Origin of the sequence: Hazenella coriacea, assembly GCF_004341825.1 — a bacterium.
Taxonomy (GTDB): domain Bacteria; phylum Bacillota; class Bacilli; order Thermoactinomycetales; family Thermoactinomycetaceae; genus Hazenella; species Hazenella coriacea.
Genome location: NZ_SMAG01000008.1, coordinates 18,841 through 37,859, shown reverse-complemented (window position 1 = coordinate 37,859; position 19,019 = coordinate 18,841). Strand labels below are relative to the sequence as shown.

Genomic DNA, 19,019 nt, shown 5'->3' with positions numbered 1-19,019 from the left:
ACTCCTATCAATCTAATAGCTTGTTTATAGCATTTTTCAAAGCTTCTATACCTCTAGTACGAGAATCTTTATCCCCATATTCAAAACTATAAGTTACAACAGCTTCAGGAAATGTATTTTGTAAAAACCTCTTACAATACCCACCTGGAACTGAGCATGGTTCAAGTTCAGAATAAATTCTAGTGACTTGATTAGTAGAAACCCCCATATTAGCTAGTTCCTTCGCCACTAGTCTTTCAGCATGCCCAACTCCCCTCTTACTAGCCATAGCCAGAATTTTTAATTCCCTATCTTGTACATATTCAAAAACTGCCACATTTCTTGCTGTGTAAATATTATTGGTACGTCTATAATTTATAACAACCTTACTTAAATCAGTGCTACCGTATTTGATCTGTCCTGTTTCATTAGATAAATCCTCTTCAACTTGTTTTACTTCTTTAGTTATCACTCCGTTCCCTGAAGACCTCGCTCCCAAATACTCCCTTAACACCCCAACCTTCCGATCAATTGACACAACAGCTTTTCCTTGTTTCGCCGCCATTAATTCTTGTTGTTGAAAACCTTTGATACATTCTTGAGCCGCTTGGCAAAACCCTGCAAACAATCGTTCAAACTCTGCCAGTTGTCGTCTTGCTTGTTCATAAGAAACGGGATCTTGGCACATCTAGAGTTGCTTTTTGAGTTCAAAATGCTTTTGTTGCAATTGGTCATGGTTTTTCTTTAAGTGGAGTTGCATCTTCTGAGCTTCTACGCTCATGTTTTTACTAAATTCGGTCAGTAAGTGCTTAAACTTCCCTAATGCTTCCAAAGAAACATGGGCATCCATCGCTTCACCTACTTATGTAAATTACTTGATTAGGTATTTAGTGCGATTATTGTTGTCACTTAACGCTTACTGTTTAAACGAATATTCGTATATTATGTAATATTAGAAATAAAAATCAGAGAGAACAAGAGACATATTTTTTCACCTGAACCGATATTTTCATTTAATTTTTTGAAATAATCATTATTATAACTTGGAAATGTTGTCCCAATATGTTAGTTAATGATAAAGTAAATTATATTTCGTTTAATTAATCTTTTTCAGTTATTGCATCTAATGTTCAGGTACGATCTGATGGAGTGGGGGATTACGTTTGGAATGGGAAACAAAAGATATTGATGGAACCAGGCATATTATAATTCCTAAGAGTGAACATGAAGTTACAGAGCAGACATTTGCGCAAAAACATCCAATTATCACTAACTTATTACAAGCTGAATTAGCAGTTGCTTTTTTAATCATTTCATGGTTTTTGATTAATCTATTTTACCAAATTGGCTACCTTTTGAAATGGAATATCCCAATGAATTATCTAGAGATCGATTTATTACTAAGTGCAAATCCTATTGTAGTATTGATTTATATTACTATCGTTAGTCTTTTTTTATTTTGGTTTTTAGCGAAAAAACCATTGTCCATATTAAGAGAAGTTCCTGACGGACCTTACAACTATAGAAAATTAACAATATCTATTATTGATACTGCACGGTATTTATTTCAGTTGTTAGCTGGGATTGCTATGATTGTGTCACTCCTTATTATTGCTTATAAATCGATGACTTTATTATTATCTAATCAAACCCAGTATACTCAAGAAAATACCCTCTCATTTTTTCAATGGGTTGGTTTGTCATATATCATTTTCACGATCACTACACTGGTTGTTAAAATTCCTCTTCCTCAACAGCTTAAGCCCTATACAAAAACGATCTTTAAGTTTTTATTAGTAAATTTATTCATCATGAGTATAATTATTGTACCTTTTTATATTGGCTATTGTTTTGACTATACATTACACAAGGTTTATTACAATGGGAAAGAAAGTAATCAAGTTTTGATCAACCGATATAGAGATTATTACTTAATTGGCTACCATGACAAAGTCCATTTATATCCATGTTTTGAATTAGTTAAATTAGTCAATGACGAAAAATTGAGTACCATCCATACATTCTCTAAAGATAATACTTCAAAATCATTAGGATATATCGAAGAAAATGTTGTGATATCCAGTAATCAAGAAAAATTAAAGTCATATAAGGGCTCTCATCCTATCAATTTTTCATATCTTTGTTCAAAGCAACTAAAGGAATGAAGTTAAATAAAAAAGACTTGAGATACCAAGTGGGATCTGAAGTCTTTTTCACTCTAAAATACGCTATCAAAAAATGATAGACTTGGTTTTGCCACCATAAACCATAACATAAGAAGTAATAGAGCAATGTAAATAATAGTAGAACGGTGCAATCGTTGAGTTAATGAATCTATATCAGCATCAGGTTTTTTAAATTTTTTCAGTGTGGGAGAAAACGCACGAGCGAGAAAAAATAATGAACTGACCATGATCAGGATCGTCATCATAATCCAGGGTGTTTTCCATGTCCATCCGCTATTCATGACTAATAAAATCCCTGACACTACTAAGACATGACCTGCATGTTTTGCTAATCGCACAGTGAAGCTGAATGAATCTAGATAAGCTTGGATGACTTCGGACGAAGATGCCTTTTGGATTCTTTTTATGATCGGAAACAGGATAAAAAAGGGTCCAATCGATAAGATGGCACTTATGACATGAGTATAAAGAGTAATACGATAAAGAATATCCATTTTTATGTTCCTTCTACATTAGTAAATCATGGTTAGTTTTTTCATCTATAGTTATTACGCTTGAATTTTAATGATAATTATATCTGTATCTTCGATCGCTTCAAGTTGATGCTTTTCCAGTGGATTCATATATAATAATATCTCATTTGTAAGTTCAGTTGTTTCATTTTCAACTTGAAATAAAAGCTTCCCACGTCTTACGATGACGAGAAGGTTTTCTTTTGCATGATGCTCGGGAATTTTCTCTCCTGTTTTAAGTTGAAGATTCATCACTTCTGCATTCTCCAGTTGAAGAATTCTTTCGATATGTTTAGCCTTTAAGTCTAACTGATTCTTGGTTGTAATAGTCTTCAATGGTTATCCACCTCCGTTTATTGTATCCAGCTAGGATCTCTCTTCAGGAAATATTATAGTCAATAACTGAATAAACAGATGTGATTCAAATCACAATATCGTCCATGTTCTCCAGATTGTAAAAAGCTCGCCATCAGTGACGAGCTTCATTAAAGAAACGAGCCTATTTCAAACCTTTTTTCACTTCTTTTACCATTTCAGAAACCGATCCAAGCCCTCCTCCAGAGAGATACCAGTAGTTCGGGTCTAAGTAAATAATCTTCCCCGATTGATATGCTTTCGTCTTTTTAACCAACTCATTTTCCACCATTTGCTTCGCAGAGGATTGTCCACCTACTACAGCTCCACGGTCAATCACGAATAAATAATCCGGATCTTTTTCTACGATATATTCAAAAGAAATACTTTGACCATGATTCGAAACTTCAATTTTATTGTCGGCAGGAGCGAGTCCAAATTCATCATGGATCAGACCAAATCGTGAGTTCGGTCCATAAGCACTCACTTTACCATCATTGGCTAGGATAATTAAGGCTTTCTGATTACTTGCAGTCGCTTGATCTTTGAGCTTTTTCACAGATTCATCGATTTGGGTGAGCTCTGCTTCAACAGCTGCTTCTTGATCAAATATTTTTCCTAGTGTTTTTGCATTATTCTTAAATGAGTTGATATAGTTAGCTGGGTCTACTTCTAAATCAATCGTAGGGGCAATCTTTTTAAATTCATCATATAAACTTGCCTGTCTACCAGAAATAATAATTAAATCTGGTTGAACTTCAACGATTTTCTCAAAATCAGGCTCTTTCAAACTTCCTACATTGACGTACTTATCATTTTTAAATTTTGAAAGATAAGTTGGGATATTGTTTTTAGGTAAGGCGGTTACCTCAATTCCTAATCGCTCCAAAGTATCCAGTGAACCAAAATCAAAAACAACCACTTTCTGAGGTTTTTTCTTTACTTTTGTTTCCCCTAACTTGTGCTTAATGACTATCTCTTCACCTCCCGTTGCCTCCGCTTGACTTGGATTTTCATTCGAACTACAGGCTATGGCTACCACAGCTAAAACTGCAACCATTAACATGAGAGAAAGCTTTTTAAACATTGTTCTCCTCCTCAAAATATAGAAAATTTATCACTCGTTAGATTCAGAGTCTGAAAAGGGTTCCGCTGAAGAGCAGCACAAAGTCATTTTACCCAAAATTCCGACTTGTTACTTATGGTCAATGATTAACTTGTTTTTTTATCTCGACTTAGCAGAGAAACACTGACCCGATGGCTTTTAGACCCACTTAGATAAGATCTATAACAGGATCCCCACCTAGTAGTGGGCAAAATTCTGCCTAAGTAGTATTTTCTAAGTCTAAGAGTAATAAAAACAAAATCTATTCTCATTTACCTTTTCAATCCTGATTTCCATATCATAAATATCTTTTAAGACATCTTGAGTAATGATCTCACCAGTTGAACCTTCTCTGATTACTTTCCCATCCTTAAGCGCAACAATCTGATCTGAATAACAAGAGGCAAAATTGATATCATGGATCACAATCACGATCGTCTTCCCTAATTCATCCACCAACCGTCTTAAGATCTTCATAATTTGAACAGAGTGCTTCATATCTAAGTTATTTAATGGTTCATCGAGAAAAATGTACTCTGTATCCTGAGCAATGACCATGGCAATATAAGCTCTTTGTCTTTGTCCTCCACTAAGTTCATCCAGATATTTATGCTGGAGCTCGGTTAACTCCATATAACGAATGGCTTCATTCACATGCTCTTCATCCTCATTGGAGAGCCTCCCTTGTGAGTAGGGAAAACGCCCAAAAGAAACAAGCTCTCGAATGGTCAGACGAAGGTTGATATGGTTGGATTGTTTGAGAATCGATATTTTCTTAGCTAGCTCACTACTTTTGTATTGGCTGATCTTCTGCTCATCAATATAAACTTCACCTGTGTCTTTTTGAATCAGACGACTCATGATTGATAATAAAGTACTTTTGCCTGCACCATTAGGACCAATCAATGAGGTGATTTTACCTTTTTCTATTTGAATAGAGACATTCTCTAGCACGTTTTTGTGTCCGTATTTTTTTGAAACACTTCGTACTGCTACCATGATCGAGTCTCCTTTAATAGTAGATAGATAAAATAACCTCCACCCACAAAGTTAATAATGACACTCAGTGGTGTAGAAAAGCTAAAAACTCTTTCCACGATCAGCTGTCCTCCCACAAGGGCAATGATGCTGATTAAGATCGAACCTAAGATTAAATATTGATGTTGATAAGTCTTGTAAAACTCATAGGTCACATTCACGACTAGTAATCCTAAAAATGTGATTGGTCCTACCAAGGCCGTTGAGATGGACACAAGGATCACGACAACAACAAGTAACCTTTTCACAACATAATCGTAATCGACACCTAGATTGATCGCCTGTTCTCTGCCCAGCGCTAGTACATCGAGATATTTCATAAATCTTAAAAAGTAAGCGGTAACAACGATGATCAAGAGACTGGCGACCCATAAGATCTCTGTATTGATATTGTTGAAACTGGCAAACATTTTGTCTTGAACGACTTGAAACTCATTGGGATCAATCAGTATTTGCATGAAAGAAGATAAGCTTTGAAATAAAGTCCCAAAAATTAGCCCAATCAATAACATGAAATAGATATTTTGCTGTTCGCTCTTAAAGATAGCTCGATAGAGTAATCCAGCAAACAAAATCATTAAGCTTACAGACATTAAAAAGTCTACATGATTATTCATTCTAGTTATGGTGGTAGCTCCAAATATAAATATGACAACGGTTTGAATCAACAGATAGAGTGAATCTAAGCCCAATATACTCGGAGTAAGAATTCTATTATTTGTGATCGTCTGAAACACAACCGTTGAAAAAGCGATTGAAGCTCCCGTTAAAATGATCGCAAGTAGCTTGACACTTCTTCTTGGCAAGATGTATTCCCAACTATTCCCTATGTCGATCAATAAAAATATGGATATCAATCCCAGAACAATGATTGTAAGAAGCCCCGTTTTCGCTTTAATACCCATACTTTTTTCTCCTCATCAACAGATAGATGAAAATCCCACTTCCGATCACTCCAACAGTTAGACTAATCGAAATCTCATAGGGATAGATGATGATTCGACCGAGAATGTCGCAAAACAATACAAATACTGCTCCTAATAAAGCTGTGTGAGAAAGATTTTTTTTGAGATGATCCCCCTGATAGATCGAGACTATATTGGGTATGATCAAGCCTAAAAAAGGGATCATTCCCACTGTGAGTACTACCGAAGATGTGATTAAAGCTACAATGATCAGTCCTAGATTTACCACATACTTATAGTTGAGTCCTAAATTCTTGGCAAACTCCTCCCCCATGCCTGCAACGGTAAACTGATTGGCAAATATGTAAGCAATCACTAGCAATGGGACACTGATCACCATCAATTCATATCGTCCTTTCATGATCATCGAAAAGTCTCCCTGTAACCATGAGGACATATTTTGAATTAAGTCATATTTATAGGCAATAAAAGTCGATAGTGAGCTAATCATATTTCCCAACATCAGTCCAACTAGCGGTATAAAAATAGCGTCTTTAAATTTGATTCGCTCAAGAATCTTCATAAATAAGAGAGTTCCTAGTAACGCAAATATAAAAGCGACGATCATTTTTTGCAGAGGACTAGCCGTCGTAAAGAGCAGTAACGACACTAAAATTCCCAGTCTTGCCGCATCCATAGTTCCAGCAGTTGTTGGCGAGACGAACTTATTTCTACTGAGCTGCTGCATGATTAAACCACATATGCTCATGCTCATGCCTGCAATAATGATACTGATTAATCGCGGAACTCTACTCACTACTAAGATCTGGGCTTGGTCTTGGCTTAACCTAAAAAGGTCTAAGGGAGAAACTTCTCTAACTCCAATAAACACGGAGCATAGTGACAAGATGATTAGTGCGATGAATAAATATCTTCTTTTCATAACCCACCTATAACCTCATTAATGATAACGATTATCATTCTCGTTAATATACTATACTTAAGCTCTGCTTTTCGTCAACCCTTAATTGAAAATGATTTTCATTTTTAAGGATAAAAAATAAGGACAAATTCCTTAAATTAAATTCCTAAGGGATTTGTCCGTTCTTGATTGGATAAGCCTACTTTTGATTTTGACAGCCCCAATCCCGACTACATCATTGAATATCTACCTTTTTAAAGTAGAGAAGCGTTGCGATCAATCCAATGAGAGATGCAATCAGAATCGCTATATACGAATATTCTGGGGGATACTCTGGTACAAACGCACTGTTTGCAATCACATGTGCAGCTGTCCAAGGAAAGATAGCGATATATTCTGAGTCTGCAACCAATATATTTGCCATCGTAATCACAGCCGTAAAGATGATGGTGGGAACAAAGTTTTTAAATAGAAAGGTGACTAGCATAGTTGGCATCGATAAGAAGAAAAAAAGGCTACCTCCAATAAGATATTGTTTGAGTGATTGTAATAATATAGTTCCACTCAAACCTTCAAACTGTCCGATGAGCCCCAAAATGAGAGTAAGCCCCCACATCACCAAAGTTAATCCAATAATCCAGATCAATAGCAATGCTAATTTGCTTGCAATAATACTTTTTTTTGACACAGGGATCGTTAACAAATTTTTTAATGTGTTTTCCGAATACTCTCGATTAAAAAGATAAGCTGTAATTACTCCATAGAGAAGCGTTCCCATGAGCATCAGAACATACATATTGGTATTGTAAAAAAACACCGAAAACAAAATAGGTTCATCAGGTTTTTTACTTTGTATGTTTAAAAGACTGATAAACATCATGATGGGGGCTGAGGCTGCTCCGATCACACTCACTTGAAACAATTTGGCTCTTTTCAGCTTTAAGAGTTCTGTATATAACAAATTAACCAATGGTCCCACCTCCAATCAACTTAACAAAGTAATCTTCTAAATTATCTTCACTCATGGCAATTTTGGTTACTTCAATCTCATTTTCTACAAATACCTTGTTCAGCTTTCCCTGCTCCCCTAAGTGGGAATACACACGAATATTTCCTTTTTCATGAACTTCATAATCACTAATATGAAAGTGTTGTTCTAAAAGCAGCGCTGCTTTATTCTCGTTAGATACTTGAAACTCAAGGTATTTGCGATTTCTTTTTCTAAGCTCATGGACAGCCACCTCTTCTAGTAGCATCCCTTTATGAATCACCCCAATATGATCAGCCACTTGTTCAATTTCGTTAAGAATATGACTAGAGATCACAATGGTTACATTCTTTTCTTCACATAAGTCGACGAGAAAATTTCGCATTTCTTGTATACCAATCGGATCAAGACCATTGATCGGCTCGTCCAAAATCAGGAGCTCAGGCTCATGCATAATGGCAGCTGCAATACCCAAACGTTGCTTCATCCCTAAAGAATATTGAGATACTAGTTTCCTCGGTTCTTTGTCAAGACCTACTCTTGAAAGTGCATACTGTACGGCATCGGAACGATGAACTCCTCGTAGACGTGCTAAGATGGTGAGATTTTCAATTCCTGTTAGATTTTGATAAAACCCTGGTGTTTCAATTAGTGAACCTACACGAGAGTAAACTTGTTTTGCATGTCTCTGTACGTTCTTTCCGAAAATTTTAATTTCACCTGACGTAGGTTTTACTAAACCCATAATCATACGTAAAGTAGTTGTCTTTCCTGCACCATTTCTCCCCAAAAGCCCATAGATCCGCCCTTTAGGAACATGAATATTAACAGCATTGACAGCTATTTGGCTATCAAATTTTCGCGTTAACACCTTTGTTTCTAAAACCCAATCATGCATTCAAATCGCTCCTAGTCTTGCATTCTATACTTAAGTAGTATCAATGGCGTATTGATTACCCATCTTCGATCACGCCGAAGCTTGGTGTTCATCTCAAGTTCATGCCTTAAGAGATGAAAGATTGTCTCCTCACTCTGGGTAAATGACATGACTGTCTATATCTGTATTCTATTAGGTAGTTCTGACATGGAGCTTACAGACTTCTTACTTTTTCTTACTTTTCGGTAGGGAGATACGTACACACGTTTTCTTATAAGGAGTGCTTTCCATGGAAATGGTTCCATTCATTCTCTGTACTAGCTCTTTGGCAATCGCCAGCCCTAATCCATGTCCTTTCGTTGTCCTTGAAGAATCTCCTTTATAAAGTCGCTCAAACACTCTCGATATCTCTTCACGAGAAAGCCCCGGTCCTTGATCCCACACCTCAAAATAAACATCGTTCACCCCAGTCCATGCTGAGACACCTATATCACCATGACGCCCACCATACCGCAAAGCATTTTGTAATAAGTTACCCAAAATGCGGATCAAGGCCAGCTGATCTCCCATGACAAAATATTCGTCATCGGGAATTTCAACTTCTAATCTCACATTTTCTTTCTGTAACCTTGGAAGCCAACCGATTAACTCACTACGCAATAGCTCGAGCAAATCAATCGGTTCAAAAACAAGCTCCATCTCGTCCGCATCGAGTTGAGCCATCATAAAAAGTTCGTCTATATACTCTTTCAGTGTATAAGCCTTGTTTTTAGCAATTTGTAAATATTCATCTGCTTCTTCACCAGCTGTCCCATCACAAATTGCATCTAAATATCCTAACACGGAGGTCAATGGCGTTCGCACATCATGCGAAAGATTAGTCAACAACTGCTTTCGTGCTGTTTCAATTCGCAAAGCGTTGATTTTATCATTCTGATAAGAATCCACCAATTGATTGATTTTAAAAACCAAAGGGGCCATCAGCTCTTTATCTCCCACATGAATTCTACGATTTTCATTCCCGGCAATGATCTCTTCTAAAATATGCAGAGTCTCGTGAATACGAACCCGACTCCGCCGTTCTCGATCTAGGAAAAAAGCAATCACTAGAACTAGACAGATAACAAACCAGATACTCTCACTACTCATTGCCTGCATCTCCATTAAATTTATAGCCCATCCCCCAAACAGTTAAAATATACATGGGGTTCCTTGGGTCTGGCTCAATTTTTTTGCGCAATCTTCGGATATGTACCATGATATTGTTATCATCGTAAGCATATTCGTCATGCCATACATTTCGGTAGATTTGTTTCTTAGTAAAAACCTGTCCCGGATGAGAAGACAAAAAGTAAAGCAAATCATATTCTTTTCCCGTTAACCCAAGATTTTCTCCTTTATATGTAGCACGCATATGTGTAGGATCAATGACAAGATCACCAAAGGTCATGCAACGTGGCTTTGGAGTAGCAGCCCCCAATACCACATATCGTCGAATTAACGATTGGACTCGTGCCGTTAACTCAGACAAGCTAAATGGCTTCGTGATATAATCGTCTGCACCCGATTTCAGCCCCAAAACTTTATCCATCTCATCACCCTTAGCGGTAAGCATTAACACAGGTGTATTTTTCGTTTTTCGAATGTGAATTAATGTAGAGATCCCATCCATCTCTGGCATCATAATATCTAGTATGATCAAATGATAATCCTGTTTTTCAGTCAACTTTAATCCTTCTCTTCCGTTATAGGCTACATCCGCCTTATACCCTTCTGTTTCCATATATTTTTTAAGTAATCGACATAGCTCCTGATCATCATCAATGATTAAGATATTCGCTTGCATCTTCATCCCTCCCATACTTATGGTTATTTTAAATTAATGATTTCTCCATATCTAACATTGATTTAAAACTAAGACTTTCATAAACTTTTCTAGTCCTAGAACTTAACCATCACCGAGTTCGGTGTGACCCATGGTCTTTGAGCCATGAACAAACTTCATCCATCAATTGGGGAGCTAATCCATTATATTCCGATGCTATGGCAAAGTATAAACAGGGATGATCCAACCAAAAAGAGTTTGCTCCTCACTTAGAGTCTGTCAACCTCCTCCTATCCTTAAAAGTAAAAAAACACATAGTCCTATGCAGACCCTCATGTGTTTTTTACTTAAAAATATAAGTATCATCATTCGTCTAACTTTTTAAGAAATACATAACTCACTTCTTCATAATTCATTTTTTCTTTGTAAAAACGATGTGCATTTTTTCGTTGTAATCCGCTAGATAATGAGACAAGATGATAATCATTAGCTAAGGCCCACTCATGAGTAAATGTAAGTAACTGTTCCCCATATCCTTTAGATCTTTCATTCGAATCTGTAACAAGGTCACAGATCCATATGAACCGCCCATTATACAATGTAACCATGGGCATAAATCCAATCACTGCTTTGATGTTGTTTTCTTCATACAATCCCCAAAGTTTATACTCGTTTTCTTCTTTAGCTTGATGCACCAAGGAAATATATGTCTCTTCATTCAAATGAGTACGTAATTGTTTCATGACTGGAAAAGCTTCTTTCCAATCATTTTCTGTTACTAGCTCTTTGATTGATATCTGATCGTATTGTAACATTTCAATCTCTCACCTTTCACACTGGTGTAATCTGGAATAATTTCATTATAGCGAAGATCTCCCTCTTGTGTACATGATCATCCATTCACCCCGTGAACAAAACAACGAATCGCTTCCAACTCGATCCGTCCTAACTCTCTTCCCAAGTGTACTGAAAGAGCAGTAACCATGTCTTTTTCTACACCATTTTTTTCGGTGGTCAGTTGACAAAGCAATCGTAATAACTGCACATACCCTTGAAATTGACTTTTGGATAACGGGAGTTCATGCGATAAAACATATATATTTGCGTCATAGGATTCAAGTTTATCCAAAAGTGATAACACCTGGTCGACTGTATATCGCGGTTGTTCCGCGTACAAGTCTGGATATAAGCAATCACCTAAAAAAAGAACCTTTTCTTCCTTAACAAAGATTACTGATGAATCGCTAGAATGATCTCCACCCACATGTTCAACCAAGCAATGAATATTTCCTAGATCAATCTCGAGCTTAGATGGAAAAGTAATTTCTGGAGTAACAATCGATATTTCACGATTAGGTCCATACTCCTTTTTGATCATTTCAGCACAAAATGAGCTTTCAACACCCTCTTTCACCCTTTGATCCAAATCTTCATCCGCCCAAGTAAAGGAAACTAACTCTTCTAGTTTCTTCTTTGTAATTTCATGTGCAATCATTAACACATTCAATCGACTTGCACCAAAAGAATGATCCCAGTGCCAGTGCGTCAAAACACCCATATGGATATTGGTGATTTCATGTTTAGAACATTCATTCTGAAATAAGTCTGCATGGACTGGCGAATTCCCCGCATCGATCAAGAGCGTTTGATGCTCCCCACAAATGGCTGCGAGAATGGGGCGATCTGTCTCCGCATCAGGGGTCAAGTAAAAGATCCGATCAGTCAATCTCTGCAAAGTTGACTCTGTCATTGACTAATCCCCTCCCGGTCTGTGTCCTTTTTGGTTACATCTAATAAATGATTAAATATGCGCAAAACTTCCTTCAAATCCTTTAATGGTACCTTTGAATAATATTTCTGCACAAGCAATTCATCGATGTTCGTTAAGACTGAAGCATATTCCTCGCCACGTGTTGCTAACCGGATCAGTGACTCCCTACGGTTTTCTGCATTGATCTGGCGTTCAATTAATTGATGATCTTGTAACTTTGCCAATACTTGACTCACTGCACTTTTAGAAATGTGAAAGTGATGGGCGATTTCCTGTGCTGTCACAGGTTGATGACGAATGATATAAAACATGATGAGCTCTTGCTGTGGAGAAAGATGAAAGTTCTTCAATTGTTGTGCCTCAGTTACTTCTTGTGAGACTATGTTTTGATATCTTTCAAACGCTTGATTGATCTGATCAACCACTTTTATGTATTCGTCCAATCCAATTACACCTCTGTATTCAGTTTAGTTAAGTTAACTAAACTAAATGTAGTCTATTTAAAATAGATTGTCAACTCGGATAAATTACTTTTTCTAATTTCGTTAGCCTAATAATCAAATTTTCACCAATAAAAAAGTATTTATAACACACGAAAGTATAAGTATAATTTAACTTAAGCTTGTAGATTGACAGTTAAAAGCAAGATACAAGCATCAGGAGTATTGACCATTTGATTGTTCCTATGAGGAGGACATGATCATGAAAAGAATGAACACACTAATTGCAGTGATTTTTACAATTCTTTTCGTTTGTCAAACGGGTAGCATTCAAGCTGCATCTGGAAAAGCAGATAAAGAACTGGATGTAGATGAGCTTTTTAAAGGTATTGATGGAACAATGGTTATCAAAGATTTAGACACAGATAACCTCTATATTTACAATCCGGATCGAAGTAAGCAAACATTTACTCCTGAATCTACTTTTAAAGTCCCCCATTCACTCATCGGATTGGAAGAAAAAGCTATAATAGATGAATATGAAGTAAAAAGATGGGATGGAGTGATCAGAGAGTTTGAGACTTGGAATAGGGATCATTCATTAGCTTCTGCTATGAGATATTCAGCTATTTGGTTTTATCAAGACATGGCAAAAGATATTGGCAATGAACGGATGCAACATAACCTCACTAAAATGAACTATGGCAATAAAGATATATCAGGGGGATTGGATACCTTTTGGCTAGACAGTAGCTTGAAAATTTCCGCTCAAGAGCAGGTTGAATTTTTAGAACAACTGGTTGAAGAAAAACTCCCTTATCAAGAACAAAATCTTAAAACAGTTAAAAGAATAATGATTAACGATGAGCAAAATGAATATACGCTGTATGGAAAAACAGGGACAAGATTGTCTGATCTAGGCCTAGGCTGGTATGTAGGTTTTATTAAAACAAAAAATAAGACTTGGGTATTTGCTACAAATATAGATGGCAGTGGAACAATAGCAAAAAATATTACGATCGATTGTTTGAAGGAAATGAAAATCATCCCAACAGAGATTAAATAAAAAATAATCTTCCATTCATGAAACTTGTGCTCGATGTTCAATGAGTACAAGTTTCTTTGATTGGTTGAATCAATAAAAAGAGCCTGAACTAAATCAGACTCAGAACAACAAAACGATTTTATAACTGGACTAGTTGGATCAGGTTACCACAAGTATCATCTAACACAGCAACCGTTACAGGCCCCATTTTTGTTGGCTTTGTGTGAAAAACTACTCCCAAACTTTTCATTCTGTTGTACTCTTTTTGAAGATCCCCCACTGTAAATGTTGTAAAAGGGATGCCATCCTTAAATATAGATTGTTGGTACACCTTAGCTGCGGGGTGCTCATTGGGTTCAAGGAGGAGCTCAATATCATCTGGACCTTCTGGAGAGACCACAGTGAGCCATTTAAATTTCCCCGCTGGTAAATCATTTTTTTTAACAAAACCCAAAACCTCTGTATAAAACTGGAGAGCTTTTTCTTGATCATCTACATATACACTGGTTAAATTGATCTTCATTGAGAACATCTCTTTTCACTCATTGTTTAGAGACCACTTTTGACATTTTTTCATTTAGAAAGAGGTGGTTTCATTGATAGAATGCCCATTATTGTAGATGGTCAATTCGCTCTTTGACAATCATTCCGAAGTAAGGCATATGAACCAATGATTGTGTTATTTTGTAGAGCAATATAAAATCGCGGTAAATCGCTTTTGGGGTCACAGGAATGAGCCATACTTTCAAATACCACAGATACTTCTTTTGATCACTATAGCCACTCAACACTGTATTCTCATAGTTGAAACTTGTAAATATGATTCGCCTGACTTTGAAAAACCGATTTAGGTGTCCACTTCAGTAAACCATTTCTTACTGAGGTTAAAATAGGATTGTCTGCTTGTGCGACTTTCCCAAACATCATGGATTGGTTTGATATTTTCTCGATTCTTTTCCTTCGATGTATATCATATTCTTCAAAGGCTTGACGGAAATCTGTATATTTTTTCATACACTCGGCAAGTACTCGAGTATCCTCGATCGCTTGGCAAGCTCCTTGTCCCATATTAGGTGTCACTGCATGAGCGGCATCCCCAATGAAAATGACACGATTCAGATAAAAACGCTGCATCGGAACAATATCCACGATATCACGGTGAATTATTTGATGACTTTCCGTATTTTTCAACAAACTTGGGATTGGCTTATGGTAATCTTTAAAATGGTCGTACAAATCATTCGGGGTAAAATTAGAAAGTCGAGCATCATTCGCTTGAGAGTTAATCAAGGCGTACCAATAGACTTGATTCTTCGGTAGCGGCACTATACCGAAACGACCTTTCGTTCCCCAAGTCTCAATAAAGTCCTCCGATAATTCAGGAATACCATCTGAAGAAATAACGCCACGCCAGCATGTATACCCAGCATACCGATAAAAATTACCCGTAAAAAGTTGCTTTCGAACAATAGAATGAATGCCATCAGCCGCAACTAGGATCGTGCCTTCTGCTTCACTGCCATCATGAAATGTGATTCGCACGTGATGATCATCTTGTTCAATTTTAGTACACTCTTTTCCCCATACGACAGTGTCTGGTTGGAGAACAGAAAGTAACAGGTGGTGCAAATCTTTTCGGTGAATGGAGTACATCTTTTGAAAACCAGAGGGGATCGATAAATGTGTAAGTGTCTGTCCTTTGTCCGATAACAAGTGGAAACCATCACTTGCTTTTCCAGCACGGACAATTTCATCAGCCATTCCAAATGGCTCAAGTGCCTGTAATGCATTAGGAGCAATGATGATCCCCGCCCCCGCTACTGTCGGCTCTATGCTTCTCTCGTAAACTTTTGCCTCGATCCCTATCTTTTGCAATGCGATGGCTGCACATAGACCTGCGATTCCACCACCGACGATAATAACTTTATGTTCCACGATTCTACCTCCATCAATGATTACTACCATCTGATGATCCTAGCTTCCAATACCTTCCCACACCACATCCAAATGTTGTTGAAAGAGATCACTGATCTTTGAATTCTGGTCATGTAGCGACCATGACATCATGGTATGAAAATAGATGCTAACAATCGTAGAGGCAATGACCTCTGAATTCCAATGATTGCTCAGTTTTCCATTTTGTTTTGCATGGTCGATCATTGCAACTATACTTTGCTTCAGCTGAAGAATGCTTTTCGACTCGTTCTCAATCAGATAAGCAGATTTCATAATTTCCAATACAGCAAGCTTCATAAGCTCACCATGCTCTGTAAACCGAAGTAATAAATCGCTTAAAACACGCTCAATTTGCTCTTTGGGGTGTTGAATCCCCTGATGCCTTTCCATACTTCGGTTGAATAATTCGATTTGGGACTCTCCTAAATACAATAGAATCTCTTCTTTTTTGGAAAAGTAATTAAAAAAAGTTCCTTTAGCTATTCCACAAGCAGAAGCAATCTGTTGTACTGTTACATTTTCATATCCTCTCTCTTTAAAAAGCTGTACCGCTTGTAAAAAGATTTGCTCTTTTAATTCTCTTTTTCGAGTTTCCCTTAACATGAAGATCACCTCCCAATAAAATGACCACGGTCATAATATGACTATGGTCATTTTATTGCACTCTATTGATCTTGTCAACTCTCAGTTTGTTATCGTATCTTTTGCCTTCTGGTTTAAACCTCATTCTGTGATTGGAATGATCTTATTGTGCTGGATCGGTGAGGAGAGGACTATCAATGTGGTTGAATCTCCATACACCCCCATTGAATTAATTAAAGCTTCTAGTGATTGTAGTGATTCAGTTACTACCTTTACCAAGAAGTTATATTGTCCACTAATTCTATGTAACTCCATAACGTCAGGAGTGCTTTGGCAATAATCGACGAAACTCTCACATCCTTTTGTGTGGAATAATAGATAGGCTGTGATGTGTTTATTCACTTTATTAGGAGAAACAATAGCTCGATAATGGTCTATAATCCCCTTTTCTTCCAATCTCCGCACTCTCTCTGTAACTGCAGGCTGTGATAATGCAACAACTTTCCCTAGTTCAGTCATTGAAATTCTGGCATGATCTTGAAGAACCATCAATATTTTTTTATCTAGATCATCCATATCTACAGATCTCCTTTGTTTTAAATACAAAACAACAAAAATAAAAGGATATTATAAGTAAATACATCCTAATAACTTTAATTTCTTATGTTCAATATACCCTATCCCATATACGATTAATTCTAAGGAATCAGTTTAGTCAAAGGAGTGAGTTGTATGGAACAAAGTCATTTATTAGACCCCGTCCAGATTGGGAAATGGAACCTTCCCACTCGTATTGTCATGGCCCCCATGACACGTAGTTTTGCAGATGATAAAACGGGGGTAGTAGGTTTAGATGTAGTTGAATATTATCGTAAGCGAGCTGCGGATGGAATCGGATTGATTATTACAGAAGGTATCAATCCAATCCCTAGAGCGAAAGGTACCTTTGGCGTCCCAGGGATCTATACAGAAGATCAAATTAAAGCTTGGAAAAAAGTAACCGATGCTGTCCATCAAGAAGGGGGAACGATTGTAGCACAGCTCTGGCATGTAGGTAGGCTGACACATCATGAATTAACAGGAGGATTTCCTCCTCAAGCTCCTTCTAGAATTAAAGCTGAGGGTCTAGTTCACCGATTGCATAAGCCCTATGAAATGCCAGAAGAGATGTCCCAGCCTGATATCCAAGAAGTGATTGAACAACACGCACAGGCTGCACGAAATGCTATGGTTGCAGGATTTGATGGTGTTGAAATTCATGGAGCACATGGCTATTTGATTGACCAATTTAATTCAGACGTCACAAATAAACGGAAGGATCAGTATGGCGGCAACCAAGCACAACGCTTAACCTTCATGAAAGAGCTATTGTCAGCAGTCATAAAAGAAGTAGGTGTAGAAAGTACAATTATCCGCTTCTCTGAACTAAAAGACGATCTGCCAGAATATAAGTGGAGTGAGCCTGAAGATGTGATAAAAACATTTATTGTAGCCTTTCGGGAAGTCGGGCTTAAGATCCTCCATCCATCGACCAACCATTTTGCTGAGATTATCGCAAATGGAATGACTTTGCATCAGTTAGTACGGAAATATTGGGATGGAGTTATTATCGGAGTTGGCAATTTAGATGTAAATTTAGCATCTCAAGCGATTGCAAGAGGCACTATTAACTTAGCAGCATTTGGTCGCCCTTTACTGGCAAATCCCGATTTTGTTCAACGGATTAGGCAAAATAACCCCCTTACACCTTACGATGCCAAGCAGCATTTAGGAGCTTTAGTTTAATGGATGGAAGAGAAGGGTGTCCCATAGTCGAAATTAATATGATGAGACACCCCCTTCTCATTCGTAGCACCCATTAGACACTACGGCCATAATTGCTTTTTCACCCATTCATTTTCTGTTAATTGATATATAACTCTTGTGTGTTTCCGATTTTCATCTCCCTGCCAAAACTCTACTTCCTCTGCTTCCACTCGATATAGAGTCCAATAAGGATCGATCTGATGTGGATTTCTTTCCAACTGATCTAGTTGTTTAGTAACGGCTTCTTCTAAATCGTCCTGTTCATCTAAAATGGAGCTTTGTTTTCCTATCAAAGCAATTGCCCGTGCGACCTTTCCCCGTTGAAGGAAATCCCTTGCACTTAATTCATTACCCATATTCACTGCCATTCCTCGTACTCTCACTTGCCTTCCGATTACTGGCCAATAAAAAGTTAAAGAGACCTTTGGATTCTGTAGTATTTGCAATCCCTTCTTGCTTTTTGAGCTAGACGCAAAATACCATCCATATGTGTCAAAATCTTTTAAAATCAGTACACGCGCATCTGGAAACCCATTTGGATCAATGGTTGAAAGGGTCATGGCATGAGGTTCAATCTCTCCTTGATCAAGGGCAGTCTGAAACCAATCCCCAAAGAGAATATGAGGAGCCTGAGGAAGATGTTCTGTATGAAAGGGTGGGAAAGGTCCGGAAAGGGTTTTTAACCCCCCAAATATTTTTCCTATTCTTTTCATGATAGTCTCCCATCT

24 protein-coding genes are annotated in these 19,019 nt (G+C 37.3%); 3 read left to right on the top strand and 21 right to left on the bottom strand.

The window, feature by feature from the left end; translation table 11 throughout:
• Positions 1 to 7 precede the first annotated feature (7 nt).
• Positions 8 to 667, bottom strand: a complete 660-nt coding sequence (locus EDD58_RS12210) for a nucleic acid/nucleotide deaminase domain-containing protein (RefSeq protein ID WP_131925978.1) — start codon at positions 665 to 667, stop codon at positions 8 to 10.
• Positions 668 to 829, bottom strand: coding sequence for a hypothetical protein (locus EDD58_RS14945; protein ID WP_165875964.1), 162 nt, complete (start codon positions 827 to 829; stop codon positions 668 to 670).
• 313 nt (positions 830 to 1,142) lie between these two features.
• On the opposite strand from EDD58_RS14945, the gene EDD58_RS12205 reads away from it, so the two are divergent.
• Positions 1,143 to 2,144 (top strand): hypothetical protein, encoded by a 1,002-nt coding sequence (locus tag EDD58_RS12205; RefSeq protein WP_131925976.1) that lies wholly within the window; start codon positions 1,143 to 1,145, stop codon positions 2,142 to 2,144.
• A gap of 53 nt (positions 2,145 to 2,197) precedes the next feature.
• On the opposite strand, the gene EDD58_RS12200 is transcribed toward EDD58_RS12205, so the two are convergent.
• The 13 genes from EDD58_RS12200 to EDD58_RS12140 all read right to left on the bottom strand — a co-directional run bounded on the left by EDD58_RS12200 (position 2,198) and on the right by EDD58_RS12140 (position 12,905).
• Positions 2,198 to 2,653: a DUF2269 family protein gene (locus tag EDD58_RS12200; RefSeq protein WP_207903305.1), complete on the bottom strand. Its 456-nt coding sequence runs from the start codon at positions 2,651 to 2,653 to the stop codon at positions 2,198 to 2,200.
• Between the two features lie 60 nt (positions 2,654 to 2,713).
• Entirely contained in the window at positions 2,714 to 3,013 is a 300-nt protein-coding gene (locus EDD58_RS12195) for a cupin domain-containing protein (protein ID WP_131925972.1), read from the bottom strand.
• A 163-nt stretch (positions 3,014 to 3,176) separates the two neighbouring features.
• A complete protein-coding gene (locus EDD58_RS12190) occupies positions 3,177 to 4,118 on the bottom strand; it encodes a siderophore ABC transporter substrate-binding protein (RefSeq protein WP_207903303.1) in 942 nt (313 codons plus the stop codon).
• 258 nt (positions 4,119 to 4,376) lie between these two features.
• The gene (locus tag EDD58_RS12185; protein ID WP_131925970.1) at positions 4,377 to 5,135 is read right to left on the bottom strand and encodes an iron ABC transporter ATP-binding protein; all 759 of its coding nucleotides are present in this window, start codon (positions 5,133 to 5,135) and stop codon (positions 4,377 to 4,379) included.
• Positions 5,129 to 6,079, bottom strand: coding sequence for an iron chelate uptake ABC transporter family permease subunit (locus EDD58_RS12180; RefSeq protein ID WP_131925968.1), 951 nt, complete (start codon positions 6,077 to 6,079; stop codon positions 5,129 to 5,131). The genes EDD58_RS12185 and EDD58_RS12180 overlap by 7 nt, the downstream gene beginning before the upstream one ends.
• The gene (locus EDD58_RS12175) at positions 6,069 to 7,022 is read right to left on the bottom strand and encodes an ABC transporter permease (RefSeq protein WP_131925966.1); all 954 of its coding nucleotides are present in this window, start codon (positions 7,020 to 7,022) and stop codon (positions 6,069 to 6,071) included. Before EDD58_RS12175 ends, EDD58_RS12180 begins: the two co-directional genes overlap by 11 nt.
• A 214-nt stretch (positions 7,023 to 7,236) precedes the next feature.
• A complete protein-coding gene (locus tag EDD58_RS12170; protein ID WP_131925964.1) occupies positions 7,237 to 7,971 on the bottom strand; it encodes an ABC transporter permease in 735 nt (244 codons plus the stop codon).
• A complete protein-coding gene (locus EDD58_RS12165) occupies positions 7,964 to 8,887 on the bottom strand; it encodes an ABC transporter ATP-binding protein (protein WP_131925962.1) in 924 nt (307 codons plus the stop codon). The genes EDD58_RS12170 and EDD58_RS12165 overlap by 8 nt, the downstream gene beginning before the upstream one ends.
• A gap of 204 nt (positions 8,888 to 9,091) precedes the next feature.
• Positions 9,092 to 10,015 carry a sensor histidine kinase gene (locus EDD58_RS12160; protein WP_165875963.1) on the bottom strand — a complete coding sequence of 308 codons (924 nt, stop codon included), beginning with the start codon at positions 10,013 to 10,015 and terminating at the stop codon, positions 9,092 to 9,094.
• Positions 10,008 to 10,712: a response regulator transcription factor gene (locus EDD58_RS12155; RefSeq protein WP_131925957.1), complete on the bottom strand. Its 705-nt coding sequence runs from the start codon at positions 10,710 to 10,712 to the stop codon at positions 10,008 to 10,010. Before EDD58_RS12155 ends, EDD58_RS12160 begins: the two co-directional genes overlap by 8 nt.
• 344 nt (positions 10,713 to 11,056) lie before the next feature.
• Positions 11,057 to 11,506 (bottom strand): GNAT family N-acetyltransferase, encoded by a 450-nt coding sequence (locus EDD58_RS12150; RefSeq protein ID WP_131925955.1) that lies wholly within the window; start codon positions 11,504 to 11,506, stop codon positions 11,057 to 11,059.
• Positions 11,507 to 11,583: 77 nt separating this feature from the next.
• The gene (locus EDD58_RS12145) at positions 11,584 to 12,441 is read right to left on the bottom strand and encodes an MBL fold metallo-hydrolase (RefSeq protein WP_131925953.1); all 858 of its coding nucleotides are present in this window, start codon (positions 12,439 to 12,441) and stop codon (positions 11,584 to 11,586) included.
• Entirely contained in the window at positions 12,438 to 12,905 is a 468-nt protein-coding gene (locus EDD58_RS12140) for a MarR family winged helix-turn-helix transcriptional regulator (RefSeq protein WP_131925951.1), read from the bottom strand. The genes EDD58_RS12145 and EDD58_RS12140 overlap by 4 nt, the downstream gene beginning before the upstream one ends.
• 268 nt (positions 12,906 to 13,173) lie before the next feature.
• Between EDD58_RS12140 and blaOXA the strand changes: the two genes are divergently transcribed.
• The gene (blaOXA, locus tag EDD58_RS12135) at positions 13,174 to 13,968 is read left to right on the top strand and encodes a class D beta-lactamase (protein ID WP_424321673.1); all 795 of its coding nucleotides are present in this window, start codon (positions 13,174 to 13,176) and stop codon (positions 13,966 to 13,968) included.
• A 118-nt stretch (positions 13,969 to 14,086) separates the two neighbouring features.
• On the opposite strand, the gene EDD58_RS12130 is transcribed toward blaOXA, so the two are convergent.
• From EDD58_RS12130 to EDD58_RS12115, 5 genes are all read right to left on the bottom strand, one after another.
• Positions 14,087 to 14,470: a VOC family protein gene (locus EDD58_RS12130; protein ID WP_131925947.1), complete on the bottom strand. Its 384-nt coding sequence runs from the start codon at positions 14,468 to 14,470 to the stop codon at positions 14,087 to 14,089.
• 88 nt (positions 14,471 to 14,558) lie between these two features.
• Positions 14,559 to 14,735, bottom strand: a complete 177-nt coding sequence (locus EDD58_RS14940) for a hypothetical protein (protein ID WP_165875962.1) — start codon at positions 14,733 to 14,735, stop codon at positions 14,559 to 14,561.
• A 10-nt stretch (positions 14,736 to 14,745) separates the two neighbouring features.
• Complete coding sequence (locus EDD58_RS12125) at positions 14,746 to 15,882, bottom strand: FAD-dependent monooxygenase (protein ID WP_243648733.1); 1,137 nt, start codon at positions 15,880 to 15,882, stop codon at positions 14,746 to 14,748.
• 39 nt (positions 15,883 to 15,921) lie between these two features.
• A complete protein-coding gene (locus EDD58_RS12120; protein ID WP_131925943.1) occupies positions 15,922 to 16,506 on the bottom strand; it encodes a TetR/AcrR family transcriptional regulator in 585 nt (194 codons plus the stop codon).
• Positions 16,507 to 16,626: 120 nt separating this feature from the next.
• A complete protein-coding gene (locus tag EDD58_RS12115; protein WP_131925941.1) occupies positions 16,627 to 17,061 on the bottom strand; it encodes an Lrp/AsnC family transcriptional regulator in 435 nt (144 codons plus the stop codon).
• A gap of 156 nt (positions 17,062 to 17,217) precedes the next feature.
• Here EDD58_RS12115 and EDD58_RS12110 point away from each other — a divergent pair, with 156 nt between their 5' ends.
• Positions 17,218 to 18,270, top strand: a complete 1,053-nt coding sequence (locus EDD58_RS12110; protein ID WP_131925939.1) for an oxidoreductase — start codon at positions 17,218 to 17,220, stop codon at positions 18,268 to 18,270.
• 80 nt (positions 18,271 to 18,350) lie between these two features.
• Here EDD58_RS12110 and EDD58_RS12105 read toward each other — a convergent pair whose 3' ends face one another.
• Positions 18,351 to 19,004 carry a pyridoxine/pyridoxamine 5'-phosphate oxidase gene (locus EDD58_RS12105; protein WP_131925937.1) on the bottom strand — a complete coding sequence of 218 codons (654 nt, stop codon included), beginning with the start codon at positions 19,002 to 19,004 and terminating at the stop codon, positions 18,351 to 18,353.
• Positions 19,005 to 19,019: the final 15 nt, after the last annotated feature.